The organism is Deltaproteobacteria bacterium HGW-Deltaproteobacteria-4 (genome assembly GCA_002841765.1).
Taxonomy (GTDB): Bacteria; Desulfobacterota; Desulfuromonadia; order Desulfuromonadales; family UBA2197; genus UBA2197.
In genome coordinates this window covers 42304-55196 of record PHAV01000011.1, presented here as the reverse complement: position 1 = coordinate 55196, position 12893 = coordinate 42304, and the positions used below count along the sequence as shown (strand labels likewise).

The following is a 12893-nucleotide window of genomic DNA, read 5'->3' as shown; positions in this document are numbered from 1 at the left end:
ATGAAAAACATATAAGAAATACACTTTTTCGGCGCTGATTGTCAAGTAATCATCTGCGAATTTAAAGCGTTGGCGCGCTGCTATACCGTCCCCCGCACTACTCGCAAACGTCCGCCGGGGGCAGCATGGACCTGCCCGATCACCCAGCCTTTCGTCCCTCTTGCGGTCAGCGCTGCCAGCAGGGCAACAAGCTCTTCTGCTCCTACCGCCATCAGCAGTCCGCCGGAGGTCTGCGGGTCAGCGAGGATGTCGAGGACTTCTGCCGGCAGGCTCTGGCCTTCCAGCACCCGCGACAGATAATAGTCCCGGTTGTTGTAGCTGCCGACCGGCACCAGCCCCATCGCCGCCATCTCCCGAACCCGGGGATAGACCGGGAGGGCCGCAGCGTCGATCTCCAGCAGTACGCCGCTCGCTTCGGCGAGTTCGAGGGCATGCCCCATCAAACTGAAACCGGTGATATCGGTGCAGGCGTGCACACCGACTTCGAGCATCGCCTCGCAGGCGGCCCGGTTCAGAGTCTCCATACCGATGATGGCGGCGCGGATCTCGGCTTCAACCAGAACTTCCCCCTTGAGGGCGGTGGCGAGGATGCCGGTACCGAGAGGCTTGGTCAGGACCAGAACATCGCCGGGCCGGGCGCCGACGGTACTCACCATCTTCGCCGGATCGACCAGGCCGGTCACTGCCAGTCCGACTTTGGGCTCTTCGTCGTCAACAGTGTGGCCGCCGACGATAACTGCACCGGCTTCCTTGACCTTTTCGACCCCGCCGCGCAGGATCTCAACAAGGATGCTGCGATCGAGGCAGGCCGGAAAGCCGACCAGAGAGAGGGCGGTCAGCGGCCGGGCGCCCATGGCGTAGATGTCGGAGAGGGCGTTGGCGGCGGCGATACGGCCGTAGCTGAGCGGATCATCGACGATCGGCGTGAAGAAATCGACAGACTGCACCAGTGCCAGATCGCTGTTGAGGCGGTAAACCCCGGCATCGGCAAAGGGGATAGCAGCGGAGAGGAGGTTTTCATCCTCGAATGTCGGAAGTTGACGCAGCACCTGCGCCAGCGGCCCGGGGGCCAGTTTGGCAGCTCAACCACTGGAGCGGGAGAAGCTGGTCAGGCGGATCGGTTTTTCGACCATGGGTACCTCCTTTCGGGGAGTTGGTGAATGGTGAATAGTGAATGGTAATCAGTAAAATCTTAGGGCGGCTTTCGCCCGCTTGCTTCGCTCGCTCGCCTCATGGCTATTCACTATTCACTATTCACTATTCACTATTCACTATTCACTATTCACTATTCACTATTCACTATTCACTATTCACTATTCACTATTCACTATTCACTGCCCTTCCGGCAGTTTCCATGCGACCCGGACATCGCCGCGGCGCATGGTGTACTTGAGGGCATCGCAGTGTTCGAGGAAACTCTGCACCTGTTTGCGGGCGCTGTTGATCTGATCGCGGAACTCGGCGAGGGTCAGGGTCTGGTGGGCGGCAAAGTGGGCGCGGAGCTTGGCCATGGCCTGCTGATAGGTGTCTATGTGGAAAAAACTCTCGTCGTTGAGCCGCACCAGACGGCCGGTACTGAAGAGGTAGGTGAGAAGCGGTTCTGTCTGGGCCGGGTCGTATCCGAGACGTTCAAGCATCTCCTGCCTGTTCTTTGCTTGCGCCCCCTCCTCGCGGTAGGCCGCTTCGATCCGCTCGACCGTGCGTTGCTCGTTAGCCGAAAGGGTCGGGGCAAAGCCGGGACGGGCCAGAAACTCACCCTGCTGGACAAGATCCCCGGCGGCCAGAGCTTCCGCCAGCAACTGATCAAAGGCCTTCGCTGCCAGGGCCGGCGGCAGAACGCTCTTCAGCGTGGCGTGGGGAATGCCGGGGAGGAGCGGACTGGCAGCGTGAAAGCGGTCGGTCTCCTCGCTCATTTTGAGGCGCCAGGTGCGCATCGTTTCGACGACCGCCCACTGGTCAGCGAGGCGGACCACCTTCCCTTCGCTCTCCAGTTTCTCCAGATGACCGACAATCCGCTCCTGTCCCATGCCGGAGATCAGTTCGAGATCCTTGAGCCGGGCACAGCCCTGATCGAGGAGCTTTTGCAGCAGAAACGACTTCTCTCCCGATTCGAGTTCGGAGAGGGCAAGCATCACCTCGTCGCGGAAGCGGCGATGTTTGACGGGATTCGGGTCGATCACGACACCGCCGCCGATGGTGGTCATCGGCGAATAGGAACGGACAATGAAACGGTCGAGGCGGTGGGCGACCAGAGGGCGATCGAGGTGGATCTGGACAATGGCGCTCTCCCCGGGCTCGAGCAGGTCGCGGTCGAGCAGCGCCACCACCCCGACCACCCGGGCGGTGCCGAGGTAAAAATGGATCGGATCGCGAAACTTGAGGGGCCGGGGCGCCGAAGGGAGGAGGGTGAGGCGGACGTCGAGGCGCTCGGTCTGTTCGAAGATCCCCGGGGTGCCGACGACGGCGCCGCGCTGCAGCCGCTGACGATCGAGGCCGACCAGGTTGAGGGCGACGCGCTGCCCGGCCGCTGCTCCCTCCATCTTCTTGCCGTGGACCTGCACCTCGCGCACCCGCACGCGCTCGCCGGGGGGGAGGACCTCCACCGAGTCGCCGACCTTGATCCTGCCGGTGAGGAGGGTACCGGTGACAACCGTACCGAAGCCGGCAACGCTGAAGTGGCGGTCGATGGGGAGACGCAACGGCCCGTCGGCATCCTTGGGGGTACTGCTCTTCAACTCCTCACGGATGGTCTTCACCAGTTCGGGGATACCGGCACCGCTGAGGGAGGAGACGCGGCAGAAGGGGGCGTCCTTGAGAAAAGTTTCCGCCACCTCCTCGCGGATCTCTTCCTCGACCAGATCGATCCATTCGTCGTCAGCCAGATCACATTTCGTGAGGACGATGATGCCGCGCGGCACATCGAGCAACTGCAAAATCTGCAGGTGCTCGCGGGTCTGCGGCATCGAACCTTCCATGACGTCGACCACCAGCAGCACCAGGTCGATACCGCCGACGCCGGCGAGCATGTTGTGAATAAAGCGCTCATGGCCGGGGACGTCGACAACACCGGCTAAGTCCCCGCCCGGCAGGCGGAAGGAGGCAAAGCCGAGTTCGATGGAGATGCCGCGCTCTTTTTCTTCTTTGAGCCGGTCGGTCTCCTGGCCGGTCAGCGCCTGAATCAGGGCGGTCTTGCCGTGGTCGACATGGCCGGCGGTGCCGATAATAAAGTGACGGGGGGTTGTGCTCATAATGTCGCCAAGGAGGGGGAATTCATCACTTATCCCCGCAGAGGGCGGCGGTCACGGCCTGCACCAGATCGTTCTCTTCGCTTTGCGCGACCGTACGGAGATTGAGGAGCAGTCGGCCCTCCTGAATGCGACAAACCAGCGGCAGCCGACCGCTGCGCAGGCGGGCGGCCAGAGCATCGACGGAGAGGTTCTGCGGCGTAATCGCCAGAGCGAAACCGGGGAGCTGGGTCAAAGGGAGCGCGCCGCCGCCGACGGTCGAGGTCTCGGCCACGACTTCGATGCGAGCGGTCTTTGCCACAACGGCGGTCAAGCGGCGGGCGAGCCGGCGGCTGCGATTCTTGAGTTCGGTCGGGGAGACCGCCAGCATGCGCAGCACCGGGATCTCCGCCAAAGCCCGCTGCGGATCAAGGTAAAGTCGCAGCGTGGCTTCGAGCGCCGCCAGGGTCAGCTTGTCGCTGCGCAGGGCGCGGGCCATGGGGTGTTTGCGGATCTTTTCGATGGCGGCGCGGCGGCCGACGATAAGGCCGGCCTGGGGGCCGCCGAGGAGCTTGTCGCCGCTGAAGGTGACGACATCAATCCCCGCAGCCACTGCTTCGGCGACGGTCGGCTCGCGGGGGAGCCCGAAGGGGGAGAGATCGAGGAGCATGCCGCTGCCGAGATCTTCCATCACCGCCAGACCGTGCTCGCGGCCGAGATCGACCATCTCTGCACCACTGACAGCGGCGGTAAAGCCGACGATGCGGTAGTTACTGGTGTGGATTTTCAGCAGGAGTCCGGTGTCGGCATTGATGGCTTCGCGATAATCGCGCAGGTGGGTCTTGTTGGTGGTCCCGACTTCGCGCAGCAGCACGCCGCCGGCGGCCATGACGTCGGGGACGCGGAAGGCGCCGCCGATCTCGATCATCTCGCCGCGCGAAACGATCGCCTCTTTCCCTTTGGCCAGGGCGGTCAGGGCGAGGAGGACCGCGCCGGCGTTATTATTGACGACGGTCGCCGCCTCGGCGCCGGTCAGACGGATCAGCAACTCTTCGATGTGGCTGAAGCGATGGCCGCGTTCGCCGCTGATCAGGTCGAATTCGAGATTGGAGTAGCCGCGGGCCACGGCCGTGACCGCCGCCAGCGCTGCCGGGGCGAGGGGAGCCCGGCCGAGGTTGGTATGCAGCAGGGTGCCGGTGGCATTGAGGACCGGCCGCAGGGCGGGCTCGGTCTTCCTTTGCGCCAGGACCGCGGCGCGGTCGGCGATAATTGCCGGGGAGAGTTCGGGGGATTCTCCGGCGAGGACCTGCCGGCGCACTTCGGAGATGGTCTGCTGCGCCGCTTCGACGAGGAGGAGATGCGGGATATGACTGACGAGATCGCGCAGAGCCGGCTCGTTAAGGAGCCGGTCGACAGCGGGGAGTCGGCGCAGAAGCGTGTTAATGTCGTTCATGGGCAGGCCGCCAGGGGATGGGAAATATGGCGGGAGTAGATGGGAATCGAACCCACCAGGGACGGGATACGCCCCTCACCGGTTTTGAAGACCGGGCGCGCCACCAAGCTACGAACTACTCCCGTAAACTTTCAAGAATCGATGGAATTTTGCGACAGGGGATCAAAGCGGGATGATCCGTCCTGCCTTTTGCATGGTCTCGGCAATATCGAGCATGTTGGTGACCCGGCCGACTGCCAGCTTCTCCTTGAGGTGAAAGAAGTCGAGACAGAGTCCGCAGGAAGCAATGTCCGCCCCCATGCAGGCGAGTTTGTCCAGGGCTTCGAGGGCCTCGGAGTCGGCGGTGGTGAGCTTCACCCCGGCATTAACGAAGAACAGAACATCCGGGACGCTCTCCAGTTCAGTCAGGGTGAAGAGGAAGTTCTTCAGCAGAAGTCGTCCCAGCTCGTCGCTGCCCCGTCCCATGACCTCGGAGGAGATGACGGCGACGGTCTTTCCCTGCACTGCCAATCCTGCCGCTGCGGCCGGTTTCTCCCCGGGATGAAGCTCCAGGGCAAAGCCTCCTTCGGACGCTTCCAGACGGACGGCATAGCCCAGACTGGCGGCGAGCCGCGCCACGTTCTCCCGGCCGCTGCTATCGCCGACGAGAATGGTGAAGGGCACACCCGGTTCGGCAAGGAGCAGCTTGCGGGTTTCGACGACAGGATATGGGCATTTTTGGGCACGACAATCAACTATTTTCATCGCTCCCCACCGTCACTCCAGGATTGAAAATCCCGTGGACTATATTCGTTTGCGCAGCGTTTTGCAAGAAAACTTATCGAAAACTTATTGGATTTTTAAGATTGTACTCTGCTCTTTTTCAAACAAGACACCGGTCAACTTTTGCGTCAGAGATTCGGGACACAATCAAAGCCCTGCTCTTTGAAATGACGGTCAAAAGTAAAGGCAGACCTTATAGCCGCATGGCGCATAACTTCGAACGAAACACAGTCTACGAGGCTGAGCTTCTTTCTGTTGGCTGCCAGCAAGGCACTGGTCGCAGCGGCATGAATTGGTGCATCGACCCACCGGATCGAGAGGAGCGGTACGATGTCTTCCTGAAAGATTCTGATGGCCTGAAGCCCCAGCCGATTCTGCACCAGGGCAAAGGTTTCAACCAGAATATAGTTACTGGTCACCAACAGAGAAGCGGATGCCAGTATCTCTCCCCAAGCGCTCTTAGCCGAAGAGTGATAGTCATCATCGGCGTCAAGGACGGCGAGAAAGGCAGAGGTGTCGATGAAGATGCTCCTCATTTGTAGACCTCGACAAGATAGTCGTCATGCTTGGCGGACAAATCGCCATGCCCGGAATGAAACTGTCCGGCGGCCGCCAGAGCCCGTTGCCGCTGCTCCTGAAGATTCGCAGCATCGGACGACGCGGTGAACATATCGATCGCCCGACGGATCAGCTCGGCCATCGAGGTCTGTTGCCGCGAGGCAAGATTTTTAAGGGCTGAGACTTGCTCTTCCGGTAATTGGATTTGCGTTCTGATCATGACGTGCCTCCAGTGATTACACTTTTTTAAAAATGATAACAGTCTTTACCGGAAACGTCAAAAAATAAACCGACCACCCCCAGCCCTTTTAGTCCGAAGTTGGGTCCTCCTCAGACAGGAAGGGAGTCAACCAGACAAAACCTTTTTACCTTTTCTGCCGCCTGTGAAATACTCCGCCCATTCAATTTCAGCGAGGCTCCTTATGTCTGACCAAAGCAAACGTCTGTATCTGATCGACGGCTCCAGCTACATCTATCGCGCTTATTACGCCATCCGCCACCTCTCCAACGGCAAGGGCTTTCCGACCAACGCCATCTACGGCTTTACCACCATGCTCCTCAAGATCGTCCGCGACGAGCAGCCCGACTATCTGGCGGTCGTTTTCGATCCACGCGGTCCGACCTTCCGCAAAGAGCTTTATCCGGCATACAAGGCGAACCGGATCTCGATGCCGGATGATCTCGTGCCGCAGATCCCCAGGATCAAGGAGATCGTTGCCGCCTTCAATCTGCCGGTTCTGGAAGAAGTCGGTTTTGAAGCGGATGATCTGATTGCCACCCTGGCGAAACGCTTTGCCAGCGACGAACTGGAAGTAACAATCGTCACCGGCGACAAGGATCTGATGCAGACCGTCACCCCGCAGGTGCGCCTCCTTGATACCATGAAGGAGAAGATCACCGGCATGGACGAAGTCGCCGAACGGTTCGGCGGTCCGCCCTCCTGCGTCATCGAGGTACAGGCCCTGGCCGGCGATTCCTCCGATAATGTCCCTGGTGTCCCCGGCATCGGCGAAAAGACCGCCGTCAAGTTGATTCAGGAGTTCGGGACGGTCGAGAATCTCCTCGCCAATACCGACCAGCTCAAGGGGAAGCAACGCGAAAACCTCGAAAACTTTGCCGACCAGGCCCGTCTCAGCCGTCAGCTGGTCACCCTGATCGACGATCTGCCGATTAACTACGACCTGGAATCGCTGGCGCCGCGCGAACCGAACCGCCCTGCCCTCACCGAAATCTTCAAGGAACTGGAATTTCACAAACTCCTCAGTGCCTTTTCCAGTGCCGAACGGAGCGACAGCAGCAACTACCGCTGCGTGTTGACCCTGGCCGACCTGGATGAACTCGTCGCCGAGTTGGAAGCGGCTCCGGCCTTTGCCTTCGACACCGAAACGACCGGCCTCGACCCGACTCGCGCCGACCTTGTCGGCCTCTCTTTTGCTACCCGCAGCCGGAGTGGCTGGTACATTCCGGTGCGCCATCATTACCTCGGCATGCCGGAACAGCTCGATGTAGCCGTCGTCCTCGATCGTCTCCGTCCCCTCTTGACCGATCCTGCCCGCCTCAAGATCGCCCAGAACGGCAAATTCGATGCCCTCGTCCTGCGCCGCGCCGGGGTGCTGGTCGTCGGCCTGAATTTCGACACCATGCTCGCTTCTTATCTCACCAATCCCACCGCCAAGTCGCACGGCATGGATGCCCTCGCCGCCGAACTCCTCGACTACAAGACCATCGCTTACGACGAGATGACCGGCACCGGCAAGAACCGCGTCTGTTTCAGTGAAGTCGAGATCGAGAAGGCCACGGTTTACGCTGCCGAAGATGCCGATGTCACCTGGCGCCTCTACGAATACTTCGCTCCCCGACTTTCTGAAAGCGGTCAGGAGCAACTTTTTTATCAGGTGGAGATGCCCCTGTCCGTTATCCTTGCCGAGATGGAGTGGACCGGCATCCGCGTCGATGCTGACCTCCTGGCCGGCCTTTCCCGCGAGATCGAAGGGAAACTCGTCCGCCTGGAGCACGAGATCCACGAGCTCGCCGGCACGACCTTCAATATCGCTTCGCCAAAGCAGCTCGGCGAGATTCTCTTTGACAAACTGCAGCTCCCCAAAGGGAAGAAGACCAAGAGCGGCTGGTCGACCGACGTCGATGTTCTCACCGATCTCGCCGCCGAGCATCTCATTGCCAGCCGCCTCCTCGATTACCGCACCCTCGCCAAGCTCAAGGGGACCTACACCGACGCCCTGCCGAAGCTGATCCACCCCGAGACCGGGCGGATTCATACCTCTTTCAACCAGGCGATCGCTGTCACCGGCCGCCTCTCCTCCAGCGATCCGAATCTGCAGAATATCCCGATCCGCAGCGAAATCGGCGTGCGCATCCGTGAAGCCTTTATCCCCGCTCAGGGAAATCTCCTCCTCTGCGCCGACTATTCGCAGATCGAACTCCGCGTTCTCGCCCATCTCGCCGACGAGCCCTCCCTCAAGGAGAGTTTCCTCCACGATGAGGATATTCATCGCCGCACCGCTAGTGAAATCTTCGGCATCTTTCCGGAGCTGGTGACCAGCGAGCAGCGCCGCCAGGCCAAGACCATCAATTTTGCCGTCCTTTACGGCATGGGCGCCTTCAGCCTTGCCAAGGACCTCGGCGTCGACCGCAAGACCGCCCAGCACTTTATCGACAGCTACTTTGCCCGCTACAGCCGGGTCAAGGACTTCATCGCCGCCAAACAGGCCGAGGCTCGGCAGCAGCTCTACGTCACCACCATTCTCGGCCGGCGCTGCGCCGTCCCTGATATCCACAGCAGCAACGGCGGGATTCGTTCTTATGCGGAACGCAACGCCGTCAACTACCCGGTTCAGGGCTCAGCCGCCGACATCATCAAGGTGGCGATGGTGAAGATCTTTAATCGTTTAGGGAAGGAAGGGCTGGCAAGCCAGATGCTGCTGCAGGTGCACGACGAACTCGTCTTTGATGTGCCGTTGGCGGAGGTGGAGATCATGCAGAGCCTGGTCAAGGAGGAGATGGAAGGGGCGATGGCGCTTTCGGTACCGCTGACGGTCGCGATCGGAGTCGGGAAGAACTGGCGGGAGGCGCATTAAGGCGTTAAGGGGACCACCCCCGACCCCTCCTTAAAAAAGGAGGGGAGTTGAAAGCTTATTGTCCCCCTCCTTTTTCAAGGAGGGGCTAGTAGGGGTGGTGATTTCTCAGGGGATTCACTTCCTCCGCCGCAGCGCGCCATAACGATCGGTTAGCTGCTGCAGCGACCGGGCAATCTCTTCCAGGGCCTGAATCTCGCGGTCAATGATGGCCGTGCGCTCGGCATTTCCTTTGAGTCGCTCTTCCGAAGTGGCAAAGTGTTCAAGAACCTTTTCGCTGACCTCGAGCTGAAAACCGACCGCAGAGTTGATCGCCGTAAATTGTTCGCCGCGTTCGGCCAGACCTGTGTCAAAAGCCTGTTTGGCGGTGATCTGCTCTTCCATGCCGCGCGTCATCAGGTCTGAAGCCCCCTTCATATCGATGACACCGTGCTGAATCCGCTCGATGGCGATCTGCTGTTCCTGAATCGCCCGGGCAATCGCCCGCACTGAACTCGTCCCTTGCGCCGCCCCGGCGATAAGGGTGCGGGTGCGATGCTGCTGTTCTTCGGTAACCTTGACAATGGCGGCTGTCGTTGCTGCGGCGTCGGCAGAACTGGCGACGATCTTGCGCAGGGCGTTGCCGGCACTGCGGGACTGGGCCTTCCCGGCCCCGATCCTTTCGCCGGTGGCAGCGACGGCGGCGGTGACTTCGTCGCTCTCCACGGCAATCGCCTGTACAATCCCGCTGATCTCCTCGGCGCTCTCGCGCGTCCGGCCGGCGAGGTCACCAATCTCTTCCGCGACCACTGCAAAGCCCCTCCCTTCGGCTCCAGCCTGGGCGGCGATGATTGCGGCATTGAAAGCCAGAAGCTCGGTATCCGAGACCAGCGCCTTCATCACCTTGATGATCTTGTTGACCGCCGCCGCCTGAGCTGCCAGACGCTGCATGGCGAGGCGCGCTTTCTCCCCTTCGCGGTCAATCCGGTCCATTTCACTGATCGCGGCATCGACAACGATCAATCCCTCTTCGGCATCGTCCCGCAGCGACTGCGCGGCCTGGGCCCCCTTCTCGGCCTCGTCACGTATCCGTGCCATCGATTCATCGATCCCCCCGAGATCACGCGCACTCATTTCGACTGAACGGGCAATCTGTTCCGATTCGCTGGCAACCTGACGAATACTCCCGGTCATCTCATCGACAGTCGCGGTCGTTTCGAGAAAACGGTCATTCGAACGATCCATGGCATGTGCCATCTCCTGCAAGGCCGCGGAGAGTTGCTGGGAGATCATCACTTCCCCCCGGCTGCGGCGCAGGAGGAGCTCCATCTCGGCAGCGATCTGGCGTTGTTTTTCATTCAGGGTTATGACGCTCCCCCGGGCTGCGTGGGCAGCGCCGATCCCCAGCTGGGTGCGCGCAGAAAGGAAACTGCTCGCCTCTGCCAGCGACTGATAATGGGGGATGAAGGTATCGATAAGGGTCATGAGGTTAAGAATGTGCGCACGAATCGACTCGACACTTTTTTGCAAGGAGGATTCCAGCTCTTCCGTACTGCCGTCGGCAACGATGGTCTCCTCGGAGATTAACTGCAAAAGCTGGAGATGCTGGCGCAGCTGACGCCGCAAGGAAGAACGAATGGCAAGATAAAGGATCGCGCCAACCGTCTGCCCCATGATCAGGCAACTGACCACAAACGGCCAGCCATAGGCCTTGGGACCGACCATGAATGCAGCGATCGGTGGAAAGGCGACGCCGGCGATCAGCCCGACGCTTATCGTGAGGATTAAGAGTCGCCGTGAAAAAGACGAACTGCTCTCGGACTCTGCTGCCATGGATCCTCCCAACTTAAGTGATTTCCTGCAGAACAGAAGATATTATGATCGGTCCCGGCATGCAAGAGGATAATTTTCATACTATTTTTAGTAAGCAAATCCCCGGGGGAGGCTCAGGCCCCGAGAAAATGGAGGAGGAAGAGGGCGACGCTGTAGGTGACTGCGGCGGCGAGGGTCGAGAGCATGATGATCGAGCCGGCGAGTTCGGCATCTCCGCCCATCTGGTCGGCCATAATGTAGGTGGCGGTCGCCGTCGGCGTGGCAGCGAGGAGGACACCGATACCGAGGTCCATGCCGCGCAGCCCAAAGAACCAAAGGAGGCCGGCAGCACAGAGGGGGACGATGACCAGTTTGATCGCGGTGGCGAGCCCAGCCCGCCACAGGTCACCGCGCAGGCGCTGCGGGGTAAAGCTGCCGCCGATGGCAAGGAGGGCGAGGGGGAGGGTCATACTGCTGGCGAGATGGAGGCTGCTGGCCAGCAGGCGCGGCATCGGCAGTTGCAGAAAACTCCACACCAACCCGGCGAGGGAGGCAAGGATGAGAGGATTCAAGAGGAGCGCCCGCCGCCAGTCGCCGCTGGGGTGAGTTCCTTGCGTTCCACGATGCGGCAGCAGCAGGGCAAGGATAGCGAACCAGTTAAGGACCGGGACGATAAAGCCCATGACCATGCTGGCCTTGGTCAACCCTGCTTCGCCATAGGCATTGAGGACGATCGCTAGGCCGACATAAGCAATATTGCCGCGAAATGAACCCTGGGAAAAAGCGCCGGTCACCGCGGGCGGGTAATGGCGCAGCCGTGCGAACGCATACGAGATTAAAAATCCCGCAACAATCGCCAGAGCTGAAGCACTTACCAGGGCCGCATTAAAGTTACTGCTGAAATCCGCGGTGGCAATTTTATAGAAGAGGAGGAGGGGGAGACAGACGTAATAAACGAGACGGTTGGTCTGACGGAGGAATTCACTATCGATGAGGCCGAAACGCAACAGCACCCAGCCGAGGCCGATGACGACAAAGACCGGCAGAACAATCAGAAGAATTTCCACGAAGGGCAGCGCCATCTGGGCTCACTTAGTTATTTTGACCACCCCCGTCCCCTCCTTAACTAAGGAGGGGACGGGGGTGGTAATCGACCTACTTGAACAACAGGTTCGGCAGCCAGAGAGAGATCGCCGGGACATAGGTGATCAGCATCAGGAAAGCCATCATCACCAGAATCCACGGCGCGCAGGCCTTGGTCGTCTCGGTCAGGCCGAGATGGGAAATCCCCGAGGCGACATAAAGATTGAGTCCGACCGGCGGGGTGATCATGCCGATCTCCATATTTACCACCATCAGCACCCCGAGATGAATCGGGTCGATCCCGAGCTGCATCGCCATCGGGAAGAGGAGGGGGGCGGTGATGAGGAGGATCGAGGAGGGCTCCATGAAGTTGCCGGCGGCAAGAAGGAGGAGGTTGACCATGATCAGAAAGCCGACGGAGCCGAGGCCCAAACCGGTGATCCAGGAGGTCAGCTCCTGGGGGATCTGCTCCGAGGTGAGGAGGAAGGAAAAGAGCACGGCATTGGTGATGATGTAAAGGATCATCGCCGACATATTCGCCGAAGCAAGAAGGGTCTTCGGCACGTCCTTGAGTTTCATATCTTTGTAGATAAAGACGGCAACGATAAAGGCATAGACTGCACTCATTGCCGCCGCTTCGGTGGGGGTGAAGATGCCGCTATAGATGCCGCCGATAACGACGACGATCAGAAAGAGCCCCCACATGCACTCGCGCATCGAACGTAGGCGCATCGTCCAGCTCGCTTTCGGCAGCCGCGGATAGTTACGCTTTTTGGCGACAATCCAGGTCACCGTGAGCAGCAGCAGCCCGAGGAGGAGGCCGGGGATGACGCCGGCGATAAAGAGCTTGCCGATGGAGGTGTTGGTGGAGACGGCGTAGATGACCATGACGATCGACGGCGGGATGAGGATGCCGAGGCCACCGGAGGT

Annotated in this window: 9 protein-coding genes, 1 tRNA gene and 1 pseudogene (1 of these 11 running past the window's edge); 1 reads left to right on the top strand and 10 read right to left on the bottom strand. The window is 60.2% G+C overall.

Annotated elements, in window-relative coordinates; translation table 11 throughout:
• Positions 1–80: 80 nt before the first annotated feature.
• The 7 genes from selD to CVU69_08970 form a co-directional block, all read right to left on the bottom strand.
• Positions 81–1133 carry a selenide, water dikinase SelD gene (selD, locus tag CVU69_09000; GenBank protein PKN12071.1) on the bottom strand — a complete coding sequence of 351 codons (1053 nt, stop codon included), beginning with the start codon at positions 1131–1133 and terminating at the stop codon, positions 81–83.
• Between the two features lie 198 nt (positions 1134–1331).
• Entirely contained in the window at positions 1332–3248 is a 1917-nt protein-coding gene (selB, locus tag CVU69_08995) for a selenocysteine-specific translation elongation factor (GenBank protein PKN12070.1), read from the bottom strand.
• A gap of 25 nt (positions 3249–3273) precedes the next feature.
• On the bottom strand, positions 3274–4677 hold the full coding sequence (locus tag CVU69_08990; GenBank protein PKN12069.1) for an L-seryl-tRNA(Sec) selenium transferase: 1404 nt from the start codon (positions 4675–4677) through the stop codon (positions 3274–3276).
• A 27-nt stretch (positions 4678–4704) separates the two neighbouring features.
• Positions 4705–4799 (bottom strand) — tRNA-Sec (locus CVU69_08985).
• A gap of 40 nt (positions 4800–4839) precedes the next feature.
• Positions 4840–5421 (bottom strand): sulfurtransferase-like selenium metabolism protein YedF, encoded by a 582-nt coding sequence (gene yedF, locus CVU69_08980; protein PKN12068.1) that lies wholly within the window; start codon positions 5419–5421, stop codon positions 4840–4842.
• Positions 5422–5567: 146 nt separating this feature from the next.
• On the bottom strand, positions 5568–5975 hold the full coding sequence (locus tag CVU69_08975; GenBank protein PKN12067.1) for a VapC toxin family PIN domain ribonuclease: 408 nt from the start codon (positions 5973–5975) through the stop codon (positions 5568–5570).
• Entirely contained in the window at positions 5972–6217 is a 246-nt protein-coding gene (locus CVU69_08970; GenBank protein PKN12066.1) for a CopG family transcriptional regulator, read from the bottom strand. The genes CVU69_08975 and CVU69_08970 overlap by 4 nt, the downstream gene beginning before the upstream one ends.
• 202 nt (positions 6218–6419) lie before the next feature.
• On the opposite strand from CVU69_08970, the gene CVU69_08965 reads away from it, so the two are divergent.
• On the top strand, positions 6420–9092 hold the full coding sequence (locus CVU69_08965) for a DNA polymerase I (protein PKN12065.1): 2673 nt from the start codon (positions 6420–6422) through the stop codon (positions 9090–9092).
• A 114-nt stretch (positions 9093–9206) separates the two neighbouring features.
• Here CVU69_08965 and CVU69_08960 read toward each other — a convergent pair whose 3' ends face one another.
• The 3 genes and pseudogenes from CVU69_08960 to CVU69_08950 form a co-directional block, all read right to left on the bottom strand.
• On the bottom strand, positions 9207–10901 hold the full coding sequence (locus CVU69_08960; GenBank protein ID PKN12064.1) for a hypothetical protein: 1695 nt from the start codon (positions 10899–10901) through the stop codon (positions 9207–9209).
• Between the two features lie 113 nt (positions 10902–11014).
• Positions 11015–11962, bottom strand: a complete 948-nt coding sequence (locus CVU69_08955; protein PKN12063.1) for an AEC family transporter — start codon at positions 11960–11962, stop codon at positions 11015–11017.
• A 73-nt stretch (positions 11963–12035) separates the two neighbouring features.
• Positions 12036–12893, bottom strand: a pseudogene (locus CVU69_08950) (C4-dicarboxylate ABC transporter permease) (it continues 267 nt past the right edge of the window).

Coding starts and splice junctions, on each gene's coding strand:
- CVU69_08975 (PKN12067.1), bottom strand. CDS start 5,975: ATGAGGAGCATCTTCATCGACACCTCTGCCTTTCTCGCCGTCCTTGAC.
- CVU69_08965 (PKN12065.1), top strand. CDS start 6,420: ATGTCTGACCAAAGCAAACGTCTGTATCTGATCGACGGCTCCAGCTAC.
- CVU69_08960 (PKN12064.1), bottom strand. CDS start 10,901: ATGGCAGCAGAGTCCGAGAGCAGTTCGTCTTTTTCACGGCGACTCTTA.
- CVU69_08970 (PKN12066.1), bottom strand. CDS start 6,217: ATGATCAGAACGCAAATCCAATTACCGGAAGAGCAAGTCTCAGCCCTT.
- CVU69_08990 (PKN12069.1), bottom strand. CDS start 4,677: ATGAACGACATTAACACGCTTCTGCGCCGACTCCCCGCTGTCGACCGG.
- yedF (PKN12068.1), bottom strand. CDS start 5,421: ATGAAAATAGTTGATTGTCGTGCCCAAAAATGCCCATATCCTGTCGTC.
- selB (PKN12070.1), bottom strand. CDS start 3,248: ATGAGCACAACCCCCCGTCACTTTATTATCGGCACCGCCGGCCATGTC.
- CVU69_08955 (PKN12063.1), bottom strand. CDS start 11,962: ATGGCGCTGCCCTTCGTGGAAATTCTTCTGATTGTTCTGCCGGTCTTT.